Annotated in this window: 26 protein-coding genes and 1 pseudogene; all 27 read right to left on the bottom strand. The window is 64.5% G+C overall.

Features of this window, described 5'->3' with window-relative positions:
* Positions 1–164 (bottom strand): annotated as a pseudogene (locus JHD80_RS06535) (50S ribosomal protein L15); the annotation flags it as partial.
* 12 nt (positions 165–176) lie between these two features.
* Positions 177–371, bottom strand: a complete 195-nt coding sequence (gene rpmD, locus JHD80_RS06530) for a 50S ribosomal protein L30 (RefSeq protein ID WP_061967372.1) — start codon at positions 369–371, stop codon at positions 177–179.
* Positions 372–381: 10 nt separating this feature from the next.
* Positions 382–945 carry a 30S ribosomal protein S5 gene (gene rpsE, locus JHD80_RS06525; protein WP_199085559.1) on the bottom strand — a complete coding sequence of 188 codons (564 nt, stop codon included), beginning with the start codon at positions 943–945 and terminating at the stop codon, positions 382–384.
* 145 nt (positions 946–1,090) lie between these two features.
* Positions 1,091–1,453 carry a 50S ribosomal protein L18 gene (gene rplR, locus JHD80_RS06520; protein WP_199085558.1) on the bottom strand — a complete coding sequence of 121 codons (363 nt, stop codon included), beginning with the start codon at positions 1,451–1,453 and terminating at the stop codon, positions 1,091–1,093.
* Positions 1,454–1,464: 11 nt separating this feature from the next.
* Positions 1,465–1,998, bottom strand: a complete 534-nt coding sequence (gene rplF, locus JHD80_RS06515; protein WP_199085557.1) for a 50S ribosomal protein L6 — start codon at positions 1,996–1,998, stop codon at positions 1,465–1,467.
* 38 nt (positions 1,999–2,036) lie between these two features.
* A complete protein-coding gene (rpsH, locus tag JHD80_RS06510) occupies positions 2,037–2,435 on the bottom strand; it encodes a 30S ribosomal protein S8 (RefSeq protein WP_047582049.1) in 399 nt (132 codons plus the stop codon).
* 14 nt (positions 2,436–2,449) lie between these two features.
* Positions 2,450–2,755 carry a 30S ribosomal protein S14 gene (gene rpsN, locus JHD80_RS06505; protein WP_199085556.1) on the bottom strand — a complete coding sequence of 102 codons (306 nt, stop codon included), beginning with the start codon at positions 2,753–2,755 and terminating at the stop codon, positions 2,450–2,452.
* Positions 2,756–2,791: 36 nt separating this feature from the next.
* A complete protein-coding gene (gene rplE, locus JHD80_RS06500; protein ID WP_199085555.1) occupies positions 2,792–3,358 on the bottom strand; it encodes a 50S ribosomal protein L5 in 567 nt (188 codons plus the stop codon).
* Positions 3,351–3,668 carry a 50S ribosomal protein L24 gene (rplX, locus tag JHD80_RS06495; protein WP_199085554.1) on the bottom strand — a complete coding sequence of 106 codons (318 nt, stop codon included), beginning with the start codon at positions 3,666–3,668 and terminating at the stop codon, positions 3,351–3,353. The genes rplE and rplX overlap by 8 nt, the downstream gene beginning before the upstream one ends.
* A complete protein-coding gene (rplN, locus tag JHD80_RS06490; RefSeq protein ID WP_038365406.1) occupies positions 3,668–4,036 on the bottom strand; it encodes a 50S ribosomal protein L14 in 369 nt (122 codons plus the stop codon). The genes rplX and rplN overlap by 1 nt, the downstream gene beginning before the upstream one ends.
* A 209-nt stretch (positions 4,037–4,245) precedes the next feature.
* On the bottom strand, positions 4,246–4,488 hold the full coding sequence (gene rpsQ, locus JHD80_RS06485; protein WP_199085553.1) for a 30S ribosomal protein S17: 243 nt from the start codon (positions 4,486–4,488) through the stop codon (positions 4,246–4,248).
* Between the two features lie 10 nt (positions 4,489–4,498).
* Positions 4,499–4,711: a 50S ribosomal protein L29 gene (rpmC, locus tag JHD80_RS06480; RefSeq protein WP_061967356.1), complete on the bottom strand. Its 213-nt coding sequence runs from the start codon at positions 4,709–4,711 to the stop codon at positions 4,499–4,501.
* An 11-nt stretch (positions 4,712–4,722) separates the two neighbouring features.
* The gene (rplP, locus tag JHD80_RS06475; RefSeq protein WP_112581124.1) at positions 4,723–5,136 is read right to left on the bottom strand and encodes a 50S ribosomal protein L16; all 414 of its coding nucleotides are present in this window, start codon (positions 5,134–5,136) and stop codon (positions 4,723–4,725) included.
* Positions 5,137–5,154: 18 nt separating this feature from the next.
* Complete coding sequence (rpsC, locus tag JHD80_RS06470; protein ID WP_199085552.1) at positions 5,155–5,886, bottom strand: 30S ribosomal protein S3; 732 nt, start codon at positions 5,884–5,886, stop codon at positions 5,155–5,157.
* Between the two features lie 10 nt (positions 5,887–5,896).
* The gene (gene rplV, locus JHD80_RS06465) at positions 5,897–6,280 is read right to left on the bottom strand and encodes a 50S ribosomal protein L22 (protein ID WP_047582031.1); all 384 of its coding nucleotides are present in this window, start codon (positions 6,278–6,280) and stop codon (positions 5,897–5,899) included.
* A 3-nt stretch (positions 6,281–6,283) separates the two neighbouring features.
* Complete coding sequence (rpsS, locus tag JHD80_RS06460) at positions 6,284–6,562, bottom strand: 30S ribosomal protein S19 (RefSeq protein ID WP_047582029.1); 279 nt, start codon at positions 6,560–6,562, stop codon at positions 6,284–6,286.
* An 8-nt stretch (positions 6,563–6,570) separates the two neighbouring features.
* Complete coding sequence (gene rplB / locus JHD80_RS06455) at positions 6,571–7,413, bottom strand: 50S ribosomal protein L2 (RefSeq protein ID WP_199085551.1); 843 nt, start codon at positions 7,411–7,413, stop codon at positions 6,571–6,573.
* A gap of 10 nt (positions 7,414–7,423) precedes the next feature.
* Positions 7,424–7,735, bottom strand: coding sequence for a 50S ribosomal protein L23 (locus JHD80_RS06450; protein ID WP_047582026.1), 312 nt, complete (start codon positions 7,733–7,735; stop codon positions 7,424–7,426).
* Positions 7,732–8,352: a 50S ribosomal protein L4 gene (rplD, locus tag JHD80_RS06445; protein WP_199085564.1), complete on the bottom strand. Its 621-nt coding sequence runs from the start codon at positions 8,350–8,352 to the stop codon at positions 7,732–7,734. The genes JHD80_RS06450 and rplD overlap by 4 nt, the downstream gene beginning before the upstream one ends.
* Positions 8,352–9,080: a 50S ribosomal protein L3 gene (gene rplC, locus JHD80_RS06440; protein WP_199085550.1), complete on the bottom strand. Its 729-nt coding sequence runs from the start codon at positions 9,078–9,080 to the stop codon at positions 8,352–8,354. The genes rplD and rplC overlap by 1 nt, the downstream gene beginning before the upstream one ends.
* Before the next feature lie 124 nt (positions 9,081–9,204).
* The gene (gene rpsJ / locus JHD80_RS06435; RefSeq protein WP_043237115.1) at positions 9,205–9,513 is read right to left on the bottom strand and encodes a 30S ribosomal protein S10; all 309 of its coding nucleotides are present in this window, start codon (positions 9,511–9,513) and stop codon (positions 9,205–9,207) included.
* Positions 9,514–9,582: 69 nt separating this feature from the next.
* A complete protein-coding gene (gene tuf / locus JHD80_RS06430) occupies positions 9,583–10,773 on the bottom strand; it encodes an elongation factor Tu (RefSeq protein ID WP_199085549.1) in 1,191 nt (396 codons plus the stop codon).
* Positions 10,774–10,824: 51 nt separating this feature from the next.
* Positions 10,825–12,900, bottom strand: a complete 2,076-nt coding sequence (gene fusA / locus JHD80_RS06425) for an elongation factor G (protein WP_199085548.1) — start codon at positions 12,898–12,900, stop codon at positions 10,825–10,827.
* 33 nt (positions 12,901–12,933) lie between these two features.
* The gene (rpsG, locus tag JHD80_RS06420) at positions 12,934–13,404 is read right to left on the bottom strand and encodes a 30S ribosomal protein S7 (protein ID WP_061966717.1); all 471 of its coding nucleotides are present in this window, start codon (positions 13,402–13,404) and stop codon (positions 12,934–12,936) included.
* Positions 13,405–13,474: 70 nt separating this feature from the next.
* Positions 13,475–13,846, bottom strand: a complete 372-nt coding sequence (gene rpsL / locus JHD80_RS06415; RefSeq protein ID WP_199085547.1) for a 30S ribosomal protein S12 — start codon at positions 13,844–13,846, stop codon at positions 13,475–13,477.
* Between the two features lie 433 nt (positions 13,847–14,279).
* Positions 14,280–18,464 carry a DNA-directed RNA polymerase subunit beta' gene (gene rpoC / locus JHD80_RS06410; RefSeq protein WP_199085546.1) on the bottom strand — a complete coding sequence of 1,395 codons (4,185 nt, stop codon included), beginning with the start codon at positions 18,462–18,464 and terminating at the stop codon, positions 14,280–14,282.
* A 110-nt stretch (positions 18,465–18,574) separates the two neighbouring features.
* On the bottom strand, positions 18,575–22,696 hold the full coding sequence (gene rpoB / locus JHD80_RS06405; RefSeq protein WP_199085545.1) for a DNA-directed RNA polymerase subunit beta: 4,122 nt from the start codon (positions 22,694–22,696) through the stop codon (positions 18,575–18,577).
* Positions 22,697–22,974 lie beyond the last annotated feature (278 nt).

The following is a 22,974-nucleotide window of genomic DNA, read 5'->3' as shown; positions in this document are numbered from 1 at the left end:
GGCATCTGGCCGCCTTCGAAGCCCTTGATGGCGACGCCGGCGCGCGAGGTCTGACCCTTCACGCCGCGACCACCGGTCTTGCCCTTGCCGGAGCCGATACCACGGCCGACGCGGATGCGCTCCTTCAGAGCGCCTTCGTTGTCACGGATTTCATTGAGTTTCATGTGTCGCCCTCCTCACTTCGCGTCGACGACGCGCACGAGGTGCTTGACCTTCTCGACCATGCCACGCACCGCGGGGGTGTCCTGGAGGGTCGAACGGCGGCGGATCTTGTTCAGGCCGAGACCGATCAGGGTCTGGCGCTGGGTGGCCTCGCGGCGGATCGGCGAACCGATCTGCTCGATGGTGAAGGTCTTCTCAGCCTTTGCCATGATTTCCCCCTCACGCTTCCGCGGCCGCATCCGTGCCGGCATCGCGGCGACGGGTCTGCAGGGCCGAAACCTTGAGCGAGCGACGAGCCGCGACCGAACGCGGGCTGTCCTCGTTCTTCAGCGCGTCGAAGGTGGCGCGCACGAGGTTGTACGGGTTGGAGGAGCCGAGCGACTTCGACACGACGTCCTGCATGCCGACCGCCTCGAAGACGGCGCGCATCGGGCCGCCGGCGATGATGCCGGTACCGGCCGGAGCCGCACGCAGCACGACCTTGCCGGCGCCGTGGCGGCCCTGCACGTCGTGATGGAGGGTACGGCCCTCGCGCAGCGGGATGCGGACGAGGCCGCGCTTGGCGGCTTCCGTCGCCTTGCGGATCGCCTCGGGAACTTCACGAGCCTTGCCGTGGCCGAAGCCGACGCGGCCCTTCTGGTCGCCGACGACGACGAGCGCAGCGAAGCCGAAGCGACGACCACCCTTCACCACCTTGGCGACGCGGTTGATGTGGACGAGCTTATCCACGAACTCGGAAACTTCCTGTTCCCGGTCTTTACGCTCACGCGGCTCTCTAGCCATGTGTCTATCCTCTTACTTGCGCGGACGAGGGTCGAAGCCCTGCCGCTCGCTCGAGCCTAACCCCGTGCATCATTGCGCGGGGAAGCCTGTAAACGAGTGCCGCCCGGCCGGCGCAGAACGCCAGGCCGGGCGAAACCCGATAACCTCAGAAGCTGAGACCAGCTTCGCGGGCCGCATCGGCCAGCGCCTTGACGCGGCCATGGTACATGTACGGACCGCGGTCGAAGACCACTTCCGTCACGCCGGCCTTGACCGCGCGCTCGGCGACGATCTTGCCGATCTGGCCGGCCGCCTCGACATTGGCTCCGGACTTGATCTGCTCGCGCACGTCCTTGTCGAGCGACGAGGCGGAGGCCAGGGTGACCCCCTTCACGTCGTCGATGACCTGGGCGTAGATCTGCTTGCCGGTGCGGTGCACCGACAGGCGCGGGCGACCATTGGCAACCGCCTTGATCGCGCGGCGGACGCGGGCCTTGCGGCGCGCAGTCACATCGTTCTGCTTGCTCATGGCTGGCGTCCTTACTTCTTCTTGCCTTCCTTGCGGAAGATGAATTCGCCGGCGTACTTGACGCCCTTGCCCTTGTAGGGCTCGGGGCCACGATAGTCGCGGATTTCCGCGGCGGTCTGGCCGACGATCTGCTTGTCGATGCCGCTGACGACGATCTCCGTCGGCTTCGGCGTCACGATCGCGACACCGGCCGGGATTTCGTAATCGATGTCGTGGCTGTAGCCGAGCGACAGCTTCAGCACCTTGCCGTTGACGGCGGCCTTGTAGCCGACGCCGTTGATCTCGAGGCGCTTCTCGAAGCCGGCGGTGGTGCCGATCACGAGGTTGTTGATGCGGGCGCGCGAGGTGCCCCAGAGCGCACGGGCGCGCTTCGACTGCGAACGCGGCTGCACCGCGATCGCGCCATCCTCCATGGCGACCGAGACGTCCTCGGGAACCGTGAAGGAGAGCTCGCCCTTGGAGCCCTTGATCTTGACCAGCTGGCCGGTGACCGAGGCGGTGACGCCCGCGGGAACCGAAACCGGCTTCTTACCGATACGAGACATTTGGATCTCTCCTGAAAATGAGCGGGGCGCCTGTAAGGTCAGAAGACCTTGCAGAGCACTTCGCCGCCCACGTTCTGCTCGCGGGCCACATGATCGGCCATCACGCCACGCGGGGTCGAGACGATCGTCACGCCAAGGCCATCGGCCACGCGCGGCATGGTCTCGACCGACGAATAGACGCGGCGGCCGGGCTTCGAAACACGCGAGATCGACCGGATGACCGGCTGGCCCTCGTGATACTTCAGTTCGATGTCGAACTCGGTCCGGCCGTTGCCGAACTCGGTCTGGCTGTAGCCGCGGATGTAGCCCTCGGACTGCAGCACGTCGAGCACGCGGGCGCGCAGCTTCGAGCCAGGGGTGGAAACGCGGGACTTGCGACGCATCTGCGCATTGCGGATGCGGGTCAGCATATCGCCGAGCGGATCAATGATAGCCATTGTTCCAGTCCTCCTTACCAGCTCGACTTGACGAGGCCGGGAACCAGCCCCTTATTGCCGAGCTCACGCAGCGCGACACGCGACATCTTGAGCTTGCGATAGAACGCGCGCGGACGACCCGTGACTTCGCAGCGGTTGCGAATGCGGATCTTGGCCGAGTTGCGCGGCAGTTCGGCCAGCTTCAGGCGGGCGAGGAAACGCTCGTCCATGGGCTGGTTGTCGTCATTGGCGATCGCGAGAAGGCGAGCCCGGCGGCCGGCGAATTTCTTCACCAGCTTCCTGCGACGCTCGTTGTTCTCGACGGAGCTTTTCTTAGCCATCGATCTCTCCTGGTTTCCGCGTATGAACGCTGAGGTTCACTGCCGGAACGGGAAGTTGAAGTGCTTGAGCAGAGCGCGTGCCTCGTCGTCCGACTTCGCAGTCGTGCAGACGATCACGTCCATGCCCCAGACCTGGTCGACCTTGTCGTAGTTGATCTCGGGGAACACGATGTGCTCCTTGATCCCGAGCGCGAAATTGCCGCGCCCGTCGAACGACTTGGGGTTGAGGCCCCGGAAGTCGCGCACGCGCGGCAAGGCGATGGTGACGAGCCGGTCGACGAACTCGAACATCTTGGTCTTGCGCAGCGTGACCTTGCAGCCGACCGCCATATTCTCGCGCAGCTTGAAGCCGGCGATGGCGAGGCGGGACTTGGTGATGACCGGCTTCTGACCGGCGATCATGGCGAGGTCGCCGGCAGCGTTGTCGACCTTCTTGCGGTCGGCAGTCGCTTCACCAACGCCCATGTTGATGACGATCTTCTCGATCGTCGGCACTTCCATGACGTTCTTGTAGCCGAATTCGGCGATCATCGCGGGACGGACGACGTCCTCGTAATGCTTCTTCATGCGCGGCGAGAGAGCCGCCTGCTGAGCCTCAGCCATCGATCAGATCCCCCGAACGCTTGGCGAAACGAACCTTGCGGCCGTCATCGAGCACCTTGAAACCGACACGGGTGGCCTTGCCATCCTTCGGGTCGGCGACGGCGATGTTCGACAGGTCGATCGTCGCTTCCTTGCTGATGATGCCGCCCTCGGACTGCGGGGACTGCTTGGTGTGGCGCTTCACCAGGTTGACGCCACGCACGACGGCGCGGGCATCCTTGGGGAGCACCTGCAGCACTTCGCCGGTCTTGCCCTTGTCGCGACCAGCGAGCACGACGACCTTGTCGCCCTTCTTGATCTTCGCAGCCATCAAAGCACCTCCGGCGCCAGCGAGATGATCTTCATGTGGTTCTTGGCGCGCAGCTCGCGCGGAACCGGTCCGAAGATACGCGTGCCGACCGGCTCCTTCTGGTTGTTGATCAGCACGGCCGCATTGCGGTCGAACCGGATCACCGAACCGTCCTGGCGCTTGACGTCCTTGGCGGTGCGAACGACGACCGCCTTCATGACGTCGCCCTTCTTCACGCGACCGCGCGGAATGGCTTCCTTGATCGAAACGACGATGATGTCGCCAATGCGGGCATAGCGCCGCTTCGATCCGCCGAGAACCTTGATGCACATCACGCGACGGGCGCCGGAATTGTCGGCGACGTCGAGATTCGTCTGCACCTGGATCATGGCCTTGATCCTTCCAATCTGTGTATCAGCGCGGTTTCCCGGACCGCATCAGTGCCATCCGGGACTACGACTGACGGGGGTCGATCGCCCCCTGGCCTCAAACAAAACACGATCCGCAAAAGTGGTTTCCACCTTTGCGGAGAAACATGTCCGGCTTCTTTCCTGCCCCGCCCTGCCCCTGATTCGGGGCCGGGCGAAGCCGTCTCGAATCACGCCTTGGGGGCGTCTTCGAGCACAACCCAGCTTTTCAGCTTGGAAATCGGCTTGGACTCCTCGATCCAAACCGTGTCGCCGACCTTGAACGAACCCGCCTCGTCATGGGCGTGATAGTTCTTCGTGCGGCGCACCGTCTTCTTGAGCAGCGGGTGCGTATAACGCCGCTCGACCTTGACCACAACAGTTTTGTTCTGCTTGTCGCTGACGACGACGCCCTGCAGTACGCGCTTAGGCATTATTCTCTCCTCACGCGCTCGCCGCGACGGTCTTCGACCGCTGCAGCGTCTTGATGCGGGCGATGTCCTTGCGCACTTCAGTGACGCGCGCGGTGTTCTCGAGCTGCCCGGTGGCCTTCTGGAAGCGCAGGTTGAACTGCTCCTTCTTGAGCTTCAGGAGCTCGTCCTGCAGCTGGTCCGTGCTCATGGCCTTCAGGTCGGACTGACGCTGTGCGATTTTCATGTCGGCCTCCCTTACTCGGCGATGCGCTGGATGAAGCGGGTCTTGATCGGCAGCTTGGCGGCGCCGAGACGGAGCGCCTCGCGGGCGATCTCCTCGGACACGCCGTCGAGCTCGAACATGATCCGGCCCGGCTTGACCTTGGCCGCCCAGAACTCGGGCGAACCCTTGCCCTTACCCATGCGGACTTCGGTCGGCTTCTTGGAAACCGGCACGTCGGGGAACACGCGGATCCAGACACGACCGACGCGCTTCATGGCGCGGGTGATCGCGCGGCGGGCCGCCTCGATCTGCCGGGCGGTGACGCGCTCGGGCTCCTGGGCCTTCAGGCCGAACTGGCCGAAGTTGAGGTCCGTGCCGCCCTTGGCGACGCCGGAGATGCGTCCCTTGAACTGCTTGCGGAACTTGGTGCGTTTTGGTTGCAGCATGGCTCTTCTCGATCAGCCTTACGCAGCCTGCTCGCGACGATCGCGATCGCGGTGATCACGGTCACGACCGCCGGAGCGGCCGCCCTCGTCGGAGAGGCGCTTGTCCTGGGCCATCGGGTCGTGTTCCAGGATCTCGCCCTTGAAGATCCAGACCTTGATGCCGCACGTCCCGTAGGTCGTGAAAGCGGTGGCGACGCCGTAATCGACGTCGGCGCGCAGCGTATGCAGCGGCACGCGGCCCTCACGGTACCATTCGAGGCGGGCGATCTCGGCGCCGCCGAGACGGCCCGAGCAGTTGATGCGGATGCCCTCGGCGCCCAGACGCATCGCCGACTGCACGGCGCGCTTCATGGCGCGACGGAAGGCGACGCGGCGCTCGAGCTGCTGAGCGATCGAGTCCGCGACGAGCGTCGCGTCGATCTCGGGCTTGCGCACCTCGACGATGTTGATCGTCACGTCGGCCTTGGTAAGCTTCGAGACTTCCTTGCGGAGCTTCTCGATGTCGGCACCCTTCTTGCCGATCACCACGCCCGGACGAGCCGAGTGGATGGTGACGCGGCACTTGCGATGCGGACGCTCGATGATGATCTTCGAGACGGCAGCCTGCTTCAGCAGCTTCATGAGCGCGGCGCGGATGGCCATGTCTTCATGCAGCAGCTTGCCGTACTCGCCCTTGTTGGCGAACCAACGCGAGTCCCAGGTGCGGTTGATGCCGAGGCGAAGGCCGATCGGATTGATTTTCTGACCCATCGTTCTCTCCTCAGGCCTTCGCAGCCTGCACTTCGCGCACCACGATCGTGATGTTCGAGAACGGCTTCAGGATACGGGCGCCACGGCCGCGGGCGCGGGCATGGAAGCGCTTCATGACGAGCGCCTTGCCGACGAAGGCCTGTGCCACGACGAGATCGTCGACATCGAGATCATGGTTGTTCTCGGCGTTGGCGATCGCGCTCTGGAGGCACTTGCGCACATCGAGCGAGATCCGCTTGCGCGAGAACTCGAGGTCGGCGAGCGCGGTCGCGACCTTCTTGCCACGGATCAGCTGAGCGACGAGGTTCAGCTTCTGCGGCGAGACGCGAAGGTTGCGAGCGATCGCAGTGGCTTCGTTCTCGGGCAGCGCACGGGGGGCGGATGCTTTACCCATGGCTTACTTCCTCTTCGCCTTCTTGTCGGCGGCGTGGCCGTGGAAGGTGCGCGTCGGCGAGAACTCGCCGAACTTGTGGCCCACCATCTCCTCGGACACGGACACCGGCACATGCTTATGGCCGTTGTAGACGCCGAACGTCAGACCGACGAACTGCGGCAGGATCGTGGAGCGACGGCTCCAGATCTTGATAACTTCATTACGAGCCGAGGTCCTGGCGACCTCGGCCTTCTTCAGGAGGTATCCGTCGACGAACGGACCTTTCCAAAGCGAACGCGCCATGACGGACCTCAGTTCTTCTTCTTGCGGGCGTGACGGCTCGACACGATGAACGTATCGGTCCGCTTGTTCGAGCGGGTCTTCTTACCCTTGGTCGGCAGACCCCAGGGCGTGACCGGATGACGGCCACCCGAGGTCCGGCCTTCACCACCACCGTGCGGGTGGTCGACCGGGTTCATCGAGACGCCGCGGTTATGCGGACGGCGGCCGAGCCAGCGCGAGCGACCAGCCTTGCCGTCGTTCCGGTTCATGTGATCCGGGTTCGAGACGGCGCCGACAGTAGCATAGCACAGGCCCGAGATCAGGCGCTGTTCGCCCGAGTTCAGGCGGACGATGACGTAGCCCTGGTCGCGACCCACGATCTGGGCGTAGTTGCCGGCCGAACGGGCGAGCGCGCCGCCCTTGCCGATCTTCAGCTCGACATTGTGCACGATCGTGCCGATCGGCAGCGTGCCCATCGGGGCCGCGTTGCCGGGCTTCACGTCGACCGAGTCACCGGCAACCACCGTGTCGCCGACAGCCAGGCGCTGCGGCGCCAGGATGTAGGACTGCTCGCCGTCCTGATACTTGATCAGGGCGATGAAGGCGGTGCGGTTCGGATCGTACTCGATCCGCTCGACGGTCGCCGGGATGCCGGCCTTGCCGCGACGCTTGAAGTCGACGAGACGCAGCGTCCGCTTGTGGCCACCGCCGCGGAAGCGGACGGTGATGCGGCCGAGATTGTTGCGGCCGCCCGAGGACGACTTGCCCTCCGTCAGCACCTTGACCGGCTTGCCCTTGTAGAGCTCGCTGCGGTCGACGATCACGAGCTGGCGAAGGCTCGGCGTGATCGGCTTGAAGTGTTTCAAAGCCATGATGCTTCCCTCACAGGCCCGTGGTCACGTCGATGGAGTGGCCCTCTTCGAGGGTCACGACCGCCTTCTTGACGTCCGAACGCTGGCCGGGACGGCCACGGAACATCTTGACCTTGCCCTCGGTGACGATCGTGTTGACGCTCTTGACCTTGACGTCGAAGAGCTTCTCGATCGCCGCCTTGATCTGCGGCTTCGTTGCGGTCTTGGCAACCTTGAAGACGACCTTGTTGTGCTCGGAGAGCATCGTCGCCTTCTCGGTGATGACCGGCGCCACGATCACATCGTAGTGGCGCGGGTCGAGGTTCTTGGCGGACTGGCTCATTTGAAGCGCGCCTCCAGCGCATCGACGGCCGCGCGCGTCAGGACAAGCTTGTCGCGACGCAGGATGTCGTAAACGTTGATGCCCTGAACCGGCAGCACGTCGACATTCGGGATCGAGCGAGCGGCCAGGCCGAAATTGGTATCGATCTCGGCGCCGCCGATGATCAGCGCGCTCGACAGGTCGAGCTTGCCGAAATGGCCGAGCAGCACCTTGGTCTTCGGCTCGGACAGCGTCACATCATCGATGATGATGATGCCGGCATCCTTGGCCTTGGCCGAGAGAGCGTGACGCAGAGCCAGCGCACGGACCTTCTTGGGAAGATCGTGGCCGTGATCGCGAACGACCGGGCCGAAGGCCTTGCCGCCGCCGCGGAACTGCGGAGCCGAAGCCGCGCCGTGGCGAGCGCCGCCGGTGCCCTTCTGCTTGTAGATCTTCTTGCGGGTGCGATCGACTTCCGAGCGGCCCTTGGACTTGTGGGTCCCGGCGCGACGCTTGGCGAGCTGATAGCGGACCATGCGAGCCAGCAGATCGGCGCGCGGCTCGAGGCCGAACACCTCATCCGACAGCTCGACCGAACCGGCCGACTTGCCCTCGAGAGTGGTGATATCGAACTTCATCACGCGTTCTCCTCAGCCTGGGCCGCAGGAGCCTCTTCCGCCTTGCCCTCGCCGGAAACCTTGAACTTGCCCGGCAGCGGCGCATCCTTCGGCAGGGCGCGCTTGACGGCGTCACGGACATGGATCCAGCCGCCGGCGACGCCGGGAACGGCGCCCTCGACGAGGATCAGGCCGCGCTCGGCATCCGTCTGGACGACGCGCAGGTTCTGCGTGGTGACGCGCTCGGCGCCGAGATGGCCCGGCATCTTCTTGTTCTTGAAGGTCTTGCCCGGGTCCTGACGGCCACCGGTCGAACCGATCGAGCGATGCGAGACCGACACGCCGTGCGTGGCGCGCAGACCGCCGAAGTTCCAGCGCTTCATACCGCCGGCGAAACCCTTACCGGTGGTGGTGCCGGAGACGTCGACGAACTGGCCGACGACGAAGTGGTCCGCGGTCAGCTCGGCGCCGACGGGGATCAGCGCGTCGTTGCTGACGCGGAACTCGACCACCCTGCGCTTCGGCTCGACCTTGGCGACCGCGAAATGACCGCGCTCCGCCTTCGAGACATTCTTCACCTTCGCCTGGCCGGAGCCCAGCTGCACGGCCACATAGCCGTTCTTCTCGATCGTGCGATGCGCGACGACCTGGCAGTTGTCGAGCTTCAGCACGGTGACCGGGATGTGTTCGCCGGCATCCGTGAAGATGCGGGTCATCCCGACTTTCTGTGCAATCACACCGGAACGCATCGGTGCATACCTTCCTTTGGGGTCATGTCCATCCGGGGTCGCCGGAAACAGAGGACCCGTTTAATCGGATCCGAAGATGGTCAGACGAAGTGGAAACCGCTTCGTCGTTCAGACCATCTCCGACTTAAAGCTTGATTTCGACGTCGACGCCGGCGGCGAGATCGAGCTTCATGAGGGCGTCGACCGTCTGGGGGGTCGGGTCGACGATATCGAGAACCCGCTTGTGGGTCCGCATCTCGAACTGCTCGCGCGACTTCTTGTCGATGTGCGGCGAGCGGTTGACGGTGAACTTCTCGATGAGCGTGGGCAGCGGAATCGGTCCGCGGACCTGGGCGCCCGTCCGCTTCGCGGTCGACACGATCTCGCGCGTCGAGGCGTCGAGGATGCGGTGGTCGAACGCCTTGAGGCGGATCCGAATGTTCTGACCGTTCATGGTCTCAATTCTCCGTGACGTGAGAAAAGGCAAAGGCCCCGAAGGGCCCCTGCCCCTCACGCAAACGCGTTACGCGATGATGCTGGCGACGACGCCGGCGCCGACGGTGCGGCCGCCTTCGCGGATGGCGAAGCGCAGCTTCTCTTCCATCGCGATCGGGGCGATCAGCGTCACCTCCATCGAGATGTTGTCGCCCGGCATCACCATCTCCGTGCCTTCCGGCAGCGAGACCACGCCGGTCACGTCCGTCGTGCGGAAGTAGAACTGCGGGCGGTAGTTGGTGAAGAACGGCGTGTGACGGCCACCCTCTTCCTTCGTCAGGATGTAGGCCTCGGCCTTGAACTTCGTGTGCGGCTTCACCGAACCCGGCTTGCACAGCACCTGGCCGCGCTCGACGTCCTCACGCTTCGTGCCGCGCAGCAGCGCGCCGATGTTGTCGCCGGCCTGGCCCTGGTCGAGCAGCTTGCGGAACATCTCGACGCCCGTGACGGTCGTCTTCACGGTGTCCTTCAGGCCGACGATCTCGATTTCCTCGCCGACCTTGACGATGCCGCGCTCGACGCGGCCGGTCACCACCGTGCCACGGCCCGAGATCGAGAACACGTCCTCGACCGGCATCAGGAACGGCTGGTCGATCGGACGCTCCGGCTGCGGGATGTAGTCGTCGACCGTCTTCATCAGCGCCACGACCGCGTCATGGCCGATCGCCTTGTCGCCGTTGTCGAGAGCGACCTTGGCCGAGCCCTTGGTGATCGGGATGTCGTCGCCCGGGAAGTCGTACTTCGAGAGGAGCTCGCGGATCTCCATCTCGACGAGCTCCAGCAGCTCGGCGTCGTCGACCAGGTCGACCTTGTTCATGAACACCACCAGCGCGGGAACGCCGACCTGGCGCGCCAGCAGGATGTGCTCGCGGGTCTGCGGCATCGGGCCGTCGGCCGCCGAAACCACCAGGATCGCGCCGTCCATCTGCGCCGCGCCCGTGATCATGTTCTTCACATAGTCGGCGTGGCCGGGGCAGTCGACGTGCGCGTAGTGGCGGTTGGCCGTCTCGTACTCGACGTGAGCCGTCGAGATCGTGATGCCGCGGGCCTTCTCTTCCGGCGCCTTGTCGATCTGGTCATACGCCGTGAACGACGCGCCGCCCGACTCGGCCAGAACCTTCGTGATCGCAGCCGTCAAAGACGTCTTGCCATGGTCGACGTGACCAATCGTTCCAATGTTGCAGTGCGGCTTGTTGCGAGCGAATTTCTCTTTGGCCATCGTAGCCTCCGTCAGATCTTGTTCAAATGGTCAGTCGGGTCGGTGCGGGGTTCAGGCGTACTTGGCCTGGACCTCGGCGGCCACCGCCGACGGCACCTGCTCATAGTGGTCGAACTGCATCGTGTAGTTCGCACGGCCCTGCGAGAACGAGCGAAGCTGGTTCACGTAGCCGAACATGTTCGCCAGCGGAACCATCGCGTTGATCACGACGGCGTTGCCGCGCATGTCCTGGCCCTGAATCTGGCCACGGCGCGAGTTCAGGTCGCCGATGACCGAACCGGTATAGTCCTCCGGGGTCACGACCTCGACCTTCATGATCGGCTCGAGCAGCACGGAGCCGCCCTTCTGCAGACCTTCGCGCAGCGCTGCACGGGAGGCGATTTCGAAGGCGAGAGCCGACGAGTCGACTTCGTGGAAGGCGCCGTCGATCAGCGTGACCTTGACGTCCACGACCGGGAAGCCGGCGAGCACGCCGGAGCCGATGACCGAGTTAAGGCCCTTCTCGACGCCGGGGATGTACTCCTTCGGCACCGAACCGCCGACGACCTTCGACTCGAACTCGAAGCCCTTGCCGGTCTCGTTCGGCTCGATGACGAGCTTGACGCGGGCGAACTGGCCCGTACCGCCGGTCTGCTTCTTGTGGGTGTAGTCGATCTCGGCCTTCTTGGTCAGCGTCTCGCGATACGCAACCTGCGGCGCGCCGATATTGGCATCGACCTTGTACGTGCGCTTCAGAATGTCGACCTTGATGTCGAGATGGAGCTCGCCCATGCCCTTCAGGATGGTCTGGCCGCTCTCCTGGTCGGTCGACACGCGGAAGGACGGATCCTCGTTCGCGAGCTTCGACAGGGCGAGGCCCAGCTTCTCCTGGTCGGCCTTGGACTTCGGCTCGATCGCGATCGTGATGACCGGCTCGGGGAACTCCATGCGCTCCAGGATCACCGCGTTGGTCGGATCGCAGAGCGTGTCGCCGGTGCGGACATCCTTCAGGCCGGCCAGGGCGACGATGTCACCGGCATAAGCCTCCTTGATGTCCTCGCGGTTGTTCGCATGCATCAGGAGCATGCGACCGACGCGCTCTTTCTTGTCGCGGGTCGAGTTGATGACGCCCTGGCCCGCTTCGACCTTGCCCGAATAGATGCGGCAGAAGGTGATGGTGCCGACGAAGGGGTCGTCCATGATCTTGAAGGCGAGCATGGAGAACGGATCTTCGTCCGTCGGATTGCGGGTGGTCGGCTCTTCGGTCTTGAAGTCGATGCCTTCGACCGCGCCGCGATCGACCGGCGACGGCAGGAAGTCCACGACCGCGTCGAGCAGGGGCTGCACGCCCTTGTTCTTGAAGGCCGAGCCGCAGAGCACGGGGTGGAACGCGCGGCGCTGCACGGCGGTGCGGACGAGCTTGCGCAGCGTCGCGGCATCCGGCTCGGTGCCTTCGAGATAAGCTTCCATCGCGACGTCGTCCATCTCGACGGCGGCCTCGACGAGCTTCGAGCGGTACTCGGCAGCCTTGTCGGCGAGGTCGGCCGGGATGTCCTGCTCCTCGAACGAAGCGCCGAGCGCCTCGCCGTTCCAGACGATCGCCTTCATCTTGATGAGGTCGATCACGCCGGCGAAGTTCGACTCCGAACCGATCGGAATCTGCAGGCAGACGGGCTTGCCGGCGACGCGGTCGATGATGTCCTGGACGCAGCGATAGAAATCGGCGCCGATCTTGTCCATCTTGTTGACGAACACGATACGCGGGACGTCGTACTTGTCGGCCTGGCGCCAGACGGTCTCGGTCTGAGGCTCGACGCCCTGGTTGCCGTCGAGAACGCAGACGGCGCCATCGAGCACGCGCAGCGAACGCTCGACTTCGATGGTGAAGTCGACGTGGCCGGGGGTGTCGATGATGTTCAGGCGGTTGTCTTGCCAGAAGCAGGTCGTCGCAGCCGAGGTGATCGTGATGCCACGCTCCTGCTCCTGCGTCATCCAGTCCATGGTCGCGGCGCCGTCATGGACTTCGCCGATCTTATGGGACTTGCCGGTGTAGTAGAGGATGCGCTCGGTCGTCGTCGTCTTGCCGGCATCAATGTGGGCCATGATGCCGAAGTTGCGATAACGGTCGATGGGATGGGAACGGGCCATGATCGTGCTCTATGTCTCGGGTCAGCGCGCCGCTTACCAGCGGTAGTGCGAGAAGGCGCGGTTGGCTTCCGCCATCCGGTGCGTGTCTTCGCGCTTCTTGACCGCGTTGCCGCGGTTGTTGGCGGCGTCCATCAGCTCGGCCGACAGGCGCTCCACCATGGTCTTGTCGTTGCGGCCGCGGGCAGCCGTGATGAGCCAGCGGATCGCCAGCGCCTGACGGCGCTCGGTGCGGACTTCGACCGGAACCTGATAGGTCGCGCCACCGACGCGGCGGGAACGAACCTCGATCGCCGGAGCGACGTTCTCGAGCGCCGACTTGAAGACGCCGAGCGGCTCGCTCTTGGTCTTCGCCTCAATGATATCGAAGGCACCGTAGACGATCCGCTCGGCGGTCGACTTCTTGCCTTCGTACATGACCGAGTTCATGAACTTGGTCACGACGATATCGCCGAACTTCGGGTCCGGGATAACTTCGCGCTTTTCGGCACTGTGGCGGCGGGACATCGTCTAGTCTCCGTAAATCTTCAACGCGGCGGACCGGCCCAGGCAGGACGCCCGGCCGGTCAGGCCGAAATTACTTGGGACGCTTCGCGCCGTACTTCGAACGGCGCTGCTTGCGGTTCTTGACGCCCTGCGTGTCGAGCACACCGCGCAGGATGTGATAGCGCACGCCGGGAAGGTCCTTCACGCGGCCGCCACGGATCATGACGACAGAGTGCTCCTGGAGGTTGTGACCCTCGCCGGGGATATAGCCGATGACCTCGAAGCCGTTGGTCAGGCGAACCTTCGCAACCTTACGGAGCGCCGAGTTCGGCTTCTTCGGGGTCGTCGTGTAGACGCGCGTGCAAACGCCGCGCTTCTGCGGGCAATTCTCAAGCGCCGGGGCGGTGTTGCGCGCCTTCACGGGCGACCGCGACTTGCGGATGAGCTGGCTGATTGTCGGCATTCTGGCCTCTCGCCCCATTGAGCGTTTGGAAATTCCTGGTCAATCTCCCAGGCCGAGCAAAGCCATGACATAAACGAAGCCGCGCCATCGGCGCCCTTTCAGGGGCCTCAGGCGCGTTCGCCAGCAGAGGAACACGGGAACCCGCGTTCATGCATCCTGCCATGTCGTCAATCGACGCTGGAATTCCGACGGAGTTTCGGTCGCGAAACTCGCTTGCGAACGATGCGCAGGCGACAAACGTGTCCGACAACCGTCGACAGTGGCGCGCTTATGACTCGAACGGAGATTCGCGTCAACCCCGAAACGGCCGAAAAGGCCGGGGTTTTGCAGCGATCCGCCCGGATAGGTCACGCCCCTACCCTTCTTGAAACAAAAAGGCCGCCCGGGAGGGGCGGCCTTTCCGATGATTGCGAAGCTCGCTTGCTGCCGATTCTTACTCGGCAGCAGGCAGAACCGCCGCGGCGGCCTTGGCGGCCTTCGCCGCCGCGTCCGCCTTCTGGCCGACGATGAGATCGTCGCGGCGCGTCGCCACCTGCTTGATGCGGGCGACCTGAGCGCCGGTGCCGGCCGGGATGAGCGAGCCGACGATGACGTTCTCCTTGAGGCCTTCGAGAAGGTCCGACTTGCCGTTGACCGCCGCCTCGGTGAGGACGCGGGTGGTCTCCTGGAAGGACGCCGCCGAGATGAAGGAGCGGGTCTGCAGCGAAGCCTTGGTGATGCCGAGCAGGACCGGAACGCCGGAGGCCGGCTTCTTGCCCTCTTCGCGCAGCTTCGCGTTGACCTCTTCCAGCTCGATCCGATCGACCTGGTCGCCGGTCAGGATGTCGCTGTCCCCGGACTCGGTGATCTCGACCTTCTGCAGCATCTGCCGGACGATGACCTCGATGTGCTTATCGTTGATGGTCACGCCCTGGAGGCGATAGACCTCCTGGATTTCGTTGACCAAATAAGCCGCCAGTTCCTCGACGCCCTTGATCGCCAGGATGTCGTGCGGGGCCGGGTTGCCGTCGAGGATGTAGTCGCCGACCTCCACGACGTCGCCGTCCTGGAGATGGATGTGCTTGCCCTTCGGGATCAGGTACTCGACCCCGTCGGACCCATCGTGCGGCGTCAGCGTGACGCGACGCTTGTTCTTGTAGTCCTTGCCGAAGCCGATGACGCCGGACTTCTCGGCGATGATCGCCGCATCCTTCGGACGACGGGCCTCGAACAGCTCCGCGACGCGCGGCAGACCGCCGGTGATGTCGCGGGTCTTGGCCGAGTCGGTCGAGACACGCGCCAGCACGTCGCCAGCCTTGATCGCGTGGCCCGGCTCCACCGAGATGATGCCGTCGACCGGCAGGATGTAGCGGGCTTCGCCACCGCGGGCGAGCTTCGCGACCTTGCCGTCGGCACCGTAGATCACCATCGCCGGCTTGAGATCGGCCGTACGGGCCGAGCCGCGCCAGTCGATGACGACGCGCTTGGAGATGCCGGTCGCCTCGTCGGTCGTCTCGGTGATCGACATGCCGTCCACGAGGTCCTCGTAGCCGACCTTGCCGTCCACTTCCGCGAGGATCGGGCGGGAATAGGGATCCCACTCGATCAGGCGCTGGCCGCGCTTGACCTTGTCGCCCTCGTCCACGCGCAGCTTCGAGCCGAACTGGACGCGATGGACCGCGCGCTCGGCGCCGTCCGGGCCGACGATCACGATGGCGATGTTGCGCGCCATGGCGATGAGGTCGCCGTCCGAGTTCCGCGCGACGTTGCGGTTGCGCATCTTGACCGTGCCTTCGAAGTTCGACTCGACGAAGGACTGGTCGGCGATGGTGGCCGCGCCGCCGATGTGGAAGGTACGCATGGTGAGCTGCGTGCCCGGCTCGCCGATCGACTGCGCCGCGATGACGCCGACGGCCTCGCCCATGTTGACGGGCGTGCCGCGAGCCAGGTCGCGACCGTAGCAGGTGGCGCAGACGCCGTTCTTGGTCTCGCAGGTGAGAACCGAACGGATCTTCACCTCCTGGACGCCGGCGGCGTTGATCTTGGCGATGTCGCTCTCTTCGATCACGATGCCCTTGGCGACGATGACCTTGCCCTCGACATCGACGATGTCCTCGGCCGTCGCGCGGCCCAGGATACGCATGCCGAGCGAAGCCACGACCTGGCCGGCATCGACGATGGCGCGCATCTTGATGCCGTTATCCGAGCCGCAATCCACCTCGGAGATGATCGCGTCCTGCGCCACGTCGACGAGACGGCGGGTCAGATAACCGGAGTTGGCCGTCTTGAGCGCCGTGTCGGCGAGGCCCTTGCGGGCGCCGTGGGTCGAGTTGAAGTACTCGAGAACGTCGAGGCCTTCCTTGAAGTTCGAGATGATCGGGCTCTCGATGATCTCGCCCGACGGCTTGGCCATCAGGCCGCGCATGGCGGCGAGCTGGCGCATCTGCGCCGGCGAACCACGGGCACCCGAGTGCGACATCATGTAGATCGAGTTGATCTGCTTGTCGCGGCCGGTCTCGTCCTTCTGGACGGTCGAGATGCGGGCCATCATCTCCTGGGCGAGCTTGTCGGAGCACTTCGCCCAGGCGTCGACGACCTTGTTGTACTTCTCGCCCTGCGTGATCAGGCCGTCCTGGTACTGCTGCTCGTAATCCTTGGCGAGCGCGCGGGTCGTGTCGACGATCTCCCACTTGTTCTCCGGCACGACCATGTCGTCCTTGCCGAAGGAGATGCCGGCCTTGAAGGCGTGCTTGAAGCCCAGCCCCATGACGCGGTCGCAGAAGATCACCGATTCCTTCTGACCGCAGCCGCGATACACGGCGTCGATCATTCCGGAGATCTCCTTCTTCGTCATCAGCTTGTTGACGACGTCGAAGGACACGGCCGGATGCTCCGGCAGCGCGGTCGAGAGGATCACGCGGCCCGGGGTGGTGTCGTAGATCTTCGTATACGGCTTGCCGTCATGGCCGACGCCGGTCCAGCGGTATTTGATCTTCGAATGCAGCGTCACGACCTTCTCGTGCAGCGCGTATTCGAGCTCGCCGAAATCGCCGAAGATCTTGCCCTGGCCCGGCTCGCCGTCCGAGATGATCGAGAGATAGTAGAGGCCGAGCACGATATCCTGCGACGGCACGATGATCGGCATGCCGTTCGCCGGGTGCAGGATGTTGTTGGTCGACATCATCAGCACGCGCGCTTCAAGCTGCGCTTCGAGCGACAGCGGGACGTGCACGGCCATCTGGTCACCGTCGAAGTCCGCGTTGAAGGCGGCGCAGACCAGCGGATGGAGCTGGATCGCCTTGCCCTCGATCAGCACGGGCTCGAAGGCCTGGATGCCCAGGCGGTGCAGCGTCGGCGCGCGGTTCAGCATCACCGGATGCTCGCGGATGACCTCGTCCAGGATATCCCAGACCTCCGGCTTCTCCTTCTCGACGAGCTTCTTGGCCTGCTTGACCGTGGTCGAGTAGCCCTTGGCGTCGAGGCGCGCATAGATGAACGGCTTGAACAGCTCGAGCGCCATCTTCTTCGGCAGGCCGCACTGGTGCAGCTTCATCTCCGGGCCGACCACGATGACCGAACGGCCCGAATAGTCGACGCGCTTACCGAGCAGGTTCTGGCGGAAGCGGCCCTGCTTGCCCTTCAGCATGTCGGCGAGCGACTTCAGCGGGCGCTTGTTGGCACCCGTGATGACGCGGCCGCGGCGGCCGTTGTCGAACAGAGCGTCGACGGATTCCTGCAGCATCCGCTTCTCGTTGCGGATGATGATGTCCGGCGCGCGCAGCTCGATCAGGCGCTTCAGGCGGTTGTTGCGGTTGATGACGCGGCGATAGAGGTCGTTCAGGTCGGAGGTCGCGAAGCGGCCGCCGTCGAGCGGAACGAGCGGGCGCAGATCCGGCGGGATGACCGGGATCTGGGTCATCACCATCCATTCCGGCTTGTTGCCCGATTCCTGGAAGGCCTCGATGATCTTGAGGCGCTTCATCAGCTTCTTGGGCTTCAGCTCGGACGTCGTCGTCGCGATCTCATGCTTGAGATCGGCGTTGATCTGGTCGAGGTCGAGCGCGCGCAGCATCTCGCGGATGGCTTCCGCGCCGATCATGGCGGTGAAGGTGTCCGCGCCGTACTCTTCCTGAGCCCGGACATACTCTTCTTCCGACAAAAGCTGACGGTCCTTGAGCGGGGTGAGACCCGGCTCGATGACGACGTAGCTTTCGAAATAGAGGATGCGCTCGAGGTCCTTGAGCGGCATATCCATCAGGAGGCCGATGCGCGAGGGCAGCGACTTCAGGAACCAGATATGCGCCACCGGGGCGGCGAGCTCGATATGGCCCATGCGCTCGCGCCGGACGCGGGCGAGCGTGACTTCGACGCCGCACTTCTCGCAGATGACGCCCTTGAACTTCATGCGCTTGTACTTGCCGCACAGGCACTCGTAGTCCTTGATCGGCCCGAAGATGCGCGCGCAGAACAGGCCGTCACGCTCCGGCTTGAACGTGCGGTAGTTGATGGTCTCCGGCTTTTTGATCTCGCCATAGGACCAGGACAGGATCTTCTCCGGGCTCGCGATCGAAATCTTGATCGCGTCGAAGGCCTGCTGGACCGGCTGCTGGCCGAAAAGGTTCATGACCTCTTGCTTCATCGCCTGTCTCCTTCCGCCGGCGGGGGCAAAGGCCGCCCTGCCCGGCTCGTCAATTCCGTCAGCCGGCGGCGTGAGTGCCGCCGGCATTGTTCAAGGTGTCGGGTAGCGGCTTATTCGGCCGCTTCGGCCGGCGGCAACTCGCCCGGCTTCACCTTGTTGTTGATCAGCTCGACGTTGAGGCCGAGCGAGCGCATTTCCTTGACGAGAACGTTGAAGCTCTCCGGGATGCCCGCCTCGAAGTTGTCCTCGCCGCGCACGATCGACTCGTAGACCTTGGTGCGGCCCGCGACGTCGTCCGACTTCACCGTCAGCATTTCCTGCAGGGTGTAGGCGGCGCCGTAGGCTTCGAGCGCCCAGACCTCCATTTCGCCGAAGCGCTGGCCGCCGAACTGCGCCTTGCCGCCCAGCGGCTGCTGGGTGACGAGCGAGTACGGACCGATCGAACGCGCGTGGATCTTGTCGTCGACCAGGTGGTGCAGCTTGAGCATGTAGATGTAGCCCATCGTCACCTTGCGGTCGAAAGGCTCACCCGTGCGGCCGTCATAGAGCGTCGACTGGCCCGAGGAATGCAGGCCGGCCTGCTCCAGGAGCCGCTCGATATCGGCCTCCTTGGCGCCGTTGAACACCGGGGTCGCGACAGGGACGCCGCGGCGCAGGTTCTGGCCCATCTCCACGAGTTCCGCCTCGTCCATCGAGGCGATGATCTCGTTATCCTCGTAGACGGCATCGAACTCCGCCTTCAGCGCCTTGAAGTCGCTCGACTTCTTGTAGGCATCGAGCGCCTTGCCGATCTGCTTGCCGAGGCCCGCAGCCGCCCAGCCCAGATGCGTCTCCAGGATCTGCCCGACATTCATACGCGAGGGCACGCCGAGCGGGTTCAGCACGATGTCGGCGTGGGTGCCGTCCTCGAGGAACGGCATGTCCTCCACCGGCACGATGCGCGAAACGACGCCCTTGTTGCCGTGACGGCCGGCCATCTTGTCGCCCGGCTGGATCTTGCGCTTCACCGCGACGAAGACCTTGACCATCTTCATCACGCCCGGGGGCAGCTCGTCGCCGCGCTGCAGCTTCTCGACCTTGTCGAGGAAGCGCTGCTCGAGGCGCTTCTTCGACTCGTCGTACTGCTTCCGCATCGCCTCGATCTCGGTCATCAGCGAGTCTTCGGCGGTCGCGAACAGCCACCACTGCGAACGCGGGAACTCGCTCATCACCTCGCGGGTGATGACCGTGTCCTTCTTGAAGCCCTTCGGGCCGGCGAGGCCGGTCTTGCCGGTCAGGATCTCGGCCAGACGCGCGAAGGTGTTGCGGTCCAGGATCGCCTGCTCGTCGTCACGGTCCTTGGCGAGACGCTCGATCTCCTCGCGCTCGATCGCCTGGGCGCGCTCGTCCTTGTCGACGCCGTGGCGGTTGAACACGCGGACCTCGACGATCGTGCCCTGCACGCCGGGCGGAACCCTCAGCGAGGTGTCGCGGACGTCGGAAGCCTTCTCGCCGAAGATGGCGCGCAGAAGCTTCTCTTCCGGCGTCATCGGGCTTTCGCCCTTCGGCGTGATCTTGCCGCAGAGGATGTCGCCGGCCGCCACTTCGGCGCCGATATAGACGATGCCGGCTTCGTCGAGGTTCTTCAGCGCCTCTTCCGAAACGTTCGGAATGTCGCGCGTGATCTCCTCCGGACCGAGCTTGGTGTCGCGGGCCATGACCTCGAACTCCTCGATATGGATCGAGGTGAAGACGTCCTGGGCCACGATGTTCTCGGAGAGAAGGATCGAGTCCTCGAAGTTGTAGCCGTTCCACGGCATGAACGCGACGAGCACGTTGCGGCCGAGCGCGAGCTCGCCGAACTCCGTCGACGGGCCGTCGGCGACGATGTCGCCCTTCTTGATGATGTCGCCGACGCGGACCAGCGGGCGCTGCGTAATGCAGGTCGACTGGTTGGAGCGCTGGAACTTCTGCAGGCGGTAGATGTCGACGCCCGGCTTGGTCGGATCCATCTCGTCCGACGCGCGGATGACGATACGGGTCGCGTCGACCTGGTCGACGATACCGCCGCGGCGGGCCGCGATCGCGGCGCCCGAGTCACGGGCGACGACCGCTTCCATGCCGGTGCCGACGAAGGGCGCGTCGGCGCGAACCAGCGGCACCGCCTGGCGCTGCATGTTCGAGCCCATCAGCGCGCGGTTCGCGTCGTCGTTCTCGAGGAACGGGATCAGCGCCGCGGCGACCGAGACGAGCTGCTTCGGCGACACGTCCTGGAAGTCGACCTTGTCGACCGGCGTGACGATGACTTCACCGGCGCGGCGGCAGACGATCAGGTCGTCCGTCAGGCGGCCTTCGGCGTCAACGGCAGCATTCGCCTGGGCGACGTTGTACTTCGCCTCTTCCATCGCCGAGAGATAGATCACCTCGTCCGTGACCTTGCCGTCGCGGATGCGGCGGTAGGGGCTCTCGATGAAGCCGTACTTGTTCACCCGCGCGAAAGTGGCGAGCGAGTTGATCAGGCCGATATTCGGGCCTTCCGGCGTCTCGATCGGGCAGATGCGGCCATAGTGCGTCGGGTGCACGTCGCGCACCTCGAAGCCGGCGCGCTCGCGGGTCAGGCCGCCCGGGCCAAGCGCCGAAAGGCGGCGCTTGTGGGTGACTTCCGAGAGCGGGTTGGTCTGGTCCATGAACTGCGAGAGCTGCGACGAGCCGAAGAACTCGCGCACGGCGGCAGCCGCCGGCTTCGCGTTGATCAGGTCCTGCGGCATGACCGTGTCGATATCGACCGAGGACATGCGCTCCTTGATGGCGCGCTCCATGCGGAGCAGCCCCAGGCGATACTGGTTCTCCATGAGCTCGCCGACCGAGCGCACGCGGCGGTTGCCGAGATGGTCGATGTCGTCGATCTCGCCCTTGCCGTCGCGCAGGTCGACCAGCGCCTTGACGACCGCGAAGATGTCTTCCTTGCGCAGGATGCGCACGGTGTCCTCGGCGTCGAGGTCGAGGCGCATGTTCATCTTGACGCGGCCGACGGCCGACAGGTCGTAGCGCTCCGAGTCGAAGAACAGCGACTGGAACATGTTCTCGGCGGTCTCGAGCGTCGGCGGCTCGCCCGGACGCATCACGCGGTAGATGTCGAACAGCGCCTCTTCACGACGCGAGTTCTTGTCGACCTTCAGCGTGTTGCGGATATAGGGGCCGACCGTGATGTGGTCGATGTCGAGCACCGGGATCTCGTCGAAGCCGTCGTCGGTCAGCTGCTTCAGCAGCTTCTCGTCGATCTCCTCGCCGGCCTCGGCATAGACCTCGCCCGTTGCCGGATTGACCAGATCCTCGGCGATGTACTGGGTGTACAGGTCCTCGTCCTGCGCACGCAGGAACTTGAGGCCCTTCTCGGCGAGCTGGCGGGCGGTGCGGGCGACGAGCTTCTTGCCGGCCTCGACCACGACCTCGCCGGTATCGGCGTCGATCAGGTCCTCGGAGGCCTTGAAGCCCTTCATGCGCTCCGCGTCGTAGGGAACGCGCCAGCCCTTGGCGTCCTTGGTATAGGTGATGTGGTTATAGAAGCGGCTGAGGATTTCCTCGCCGTCCATGCCGAGCGCGAACAGCAGCGACGTGACGGGAATCTTACGCTTCCGGTCGATACGGGCATAGACGATGTCCTTGGCGTCGAACTCGATGTCGAGCCAGGACCCGCGATAGGGGATGATGCGCGCAGCGAAGAGCAGCTTGCCCGAGGAATGGGTCTTGCCCTTGTCGTGATCGAAGAACACGCCCGGCGAACGGTGCATCTGCGAGACGATGACGCGCTCGGTGCCGTTGACGATGAAGGTGCCGTTATCGGTCATGAGCGGCATGTCGCCCATGTAGACATCCTGCTCCTTGATGTCCTTGACCGACTTCGCCTGGGTGTCCGGGTCGATATCGAACACGATCAGGCGCAGCGTCACCTTGAGCGGCGCCGAGAAGGTCATGCCGCGCTGGCGGCACTCGTCGACATCGTATTTCGGCGGCTCGAAGGTGTACTTCACGAATTCCAGCAGCGAGGCGCCGGAGAAATCGCCGATCGGGAAGACGGACTTGAAGACGGACTGCAGGCCCTCGTCGGCGCGGCCACCCTTGGGCTCGTCGACCATCAGGAACTGGTCGTAGGACGCCTTCTGAACCTCGATGAGGTTCGGCATCTCAGCCACTTCCTTGAGCTTGCCGAAGAACTTGCGGACGCGCCTGCGACCCTGGAGCGAATTGACCATGTTGTTCCTCGCGTTCTTCGGGCCCGGCGGAGGACGCCATGCCCAACCTTGACACATCCGCGCAGATTCATCTGACGACGAACCGCTGTTGCAGACGGCTGACCCGGAGGTCCGACGGAAGCGACTGCAAGGCCGCCGGGTCAGCCGTTCGAGGCAAATCCTGTGATCTGCCTCACTGATTCGCCGCACCTTGCGGAAACGACGCAACAGCCCCGGAGGCGTGAACCGCCCCGGGACTGTCGATAGTGACTACGGTCGGACCGGCATCAGCCGGCCCA

The organism is Allobosea sp. ASV33 (assembly GCF_016428755.1).
Lineage (GTDB): Bacteria > Pseudomonadota > Alphaproteobacteria > Rhizobiales > Beijerinckiaceae > Allobosea.
Note: the sequence above shows the minus strand (reverse complement) of the source record. Positions and strands in the feature narration are given on the sequence as shown.

What these genes read in the sequence shown, in the direction of transcription:
- rpsL (WP_199085547.1), bottom strand. Translation starts at nt 13,846, where the DNA reads ATGCCGACAATCAGCCAGCTCATCCGCAAGTCGCGGTCGCCCGTGAAG.
- rplN (WP_038365406.1), bottom strand. Translation starts at nt 4,036, where the DNA reads ATGATCCAGGTGCAGACGAATCTCGACGTCGCCGACAATTCCGGCGCC.
- rpsH (WP_047582049.1), bottom strand. Translation starts at nt 2,435, where the DNA reads ATGGCTATCATTGATCCGCTCGGCGATATGCTGACCCGCATCCGCAAT.
- rpsQ (WP_199085553.1), bottom strand. Translation starts at nt 4,488, where the DNA reads ATGCCTAAGCGCGTACTGCAGGGCGTCGTCGTCAGCGACAAGCAGAAC.
- rpsN (WP_199085556.1), bottom strand. Translation starts at nt 2,755, where the DNA reads ATGGCTAAGAAAAGCTCCGTCGAGAACAACGAGCGTCGCAGGAAGCTG.
- rplE (WP_199085555.1), bottom strand. Translation starts at nt 3,358, where the DNA reads ATGGCTGAGGCTCAGCAGGCGGCTCTCTCGCCGCGCATGAAGAAGCAT.
- rplF (WP_199085557.1), bottom strand. Translation starts at nt 1,998, where the DNA reads ATGTCTCGTATCGGTAAGAAGCCGGTTTCGGTTCCCGCGGGCGTCACC.
- rplR (WP_199085558.1), bottom strand. Translation starts at nt 1,453, where the DNA reads ATGAGCAAGCAGAACGATGTGACTGCGCGCCGCAAGGCCCGCGTCCGC.
- tuf (WP_199085549.1), bottom strand. Translation starts at nt 10,773, where the DNA reads ATGGCCAAAGAGAAATTCGCTCGCAACAAGCCGCACTGCAACATTGGA.
- rplB (WP_199085551.1), bottom strand. Translation starts at nt 7,413, where the DNA reads ATGGCTTTGAAACACTTCAAGCCGATCACGCCGAGCCTTCGCCAGCTC.
- rpmC (WP_061967356.1), bottom strand. Translation starts at nt 4,711, where the DNA reads ATGAAAATCGCACAGCGTCAGTCCGACCTGAAGGCCATGAGCACGGAC.
- rpoC (WP_199085546.1), bottom strand. Translation starts at nt 18,464, where the DNA reads ATGAAGCAAGAGGTCATGAACCTTTTCGGCCAGCAGCCGGTCCAGCAG.
- rplX (WP_199085554.1), bottom strand. Translation starts at nt 3,668, where the DNA reads ATGGCTGCGAAGATCAAGAAGGGCGACAAGGTCGTCGTGCTCGCTGGT.
- rplV (WP_047582031.1), bottom strand. Translation starts at nt 6,280, where the DNA reads ATGGGTAAAGCATCCGCCCCCCGTGCGCTGCCCGAGAACGAAGCCACT.
- rpsG (WP_061966717.1), bottom strand. Translation starts at nt 13,404, where the DNA reads ATGTCCCGCCGCCACAGTGCCGAAAAGCGCGAAGTTATCCCGGACCCG.
- rplP (WP_112581124.1), bottom strand. Translation starts at nt 5,136, where the DNA reads ATGCTGCAACCAAAACGCACCAAGTTCCGCAAGCAGTTCAAGGGACGC.
- rpoB (WP_199085545.1), bottom strand. Translation starts at nt 22,696, where the DNA reads ATGGTCAATTCGCTCCAGGGTCGCAGGCGCGTCCGCAAGTTCTTCGGC.
- rpsJ (WP_043237115.1), bottom strand. Translation starts at nt 9,513, where the DNA reads ATGAACGGTCAGAACATTCGGATCCGCCTCAAGGCGTTCGACCACCGC.
- JHD80_RS06450 (WP_047582026.1), bottom strand. Translation starts at nt 7,735, where the DNA reads ATGAGCCAGTCCGCCAAGAACCTCGACCCGCGCCACTACGATGTGATC.
- rplD (WP_199085564.1), bottom strand. Translation starts at nt 8,352, where the DNA reads ATGAAGTTCGATATCACCACTCTCGAGGGCAAGTCGGCCGGTTCGGTC.
- rpsE (WP_199085559.1), bottom strand. Translation starts at nt 945, where the DNA reads ATGGCTAGAGAGCCGCGTGAGCGTAAAGACCGGGAACAGGAAGTTTCC.
- rpsC (WP_199085552.1), bottom strand. Translation starts at nt 5,886, where the DNA reads ATGGGTCAGAAAATCAATCCGATCGGCCTTCGCCTCGGCATCAACCGC.
- rpsS (WP_047582029.1), bottom strand. Translation starts at nt 6,562, where the DNA reads ATGGCGCGTTCGCTTTGGAAAGGTCCGTTCGTCGACGGATACCTCCTG.
- rplC (WP_199085550.1), bottom strand. Translation starts at nt 9,080, where the DNA reads ATGCGTTCCGGTGTGATTGCACAGAAAGTCGGGATGACCCGCATCTTC.
- fusA (WP_199085548.1), bottom strand. Translation starts at nt 12,900, where the DNA reads ATGGCCCGTTCCCATCCCATCGACCGTTATCGCAACTTCGGCATCATG.
- rpmD (WP_061967372.1), bottom strand. Translation starts at nt 371, where the DNA reads ATGGCAAAGGCTGAGAAGACCTTCACCATCGAGCAGATCGGTTCGCCG.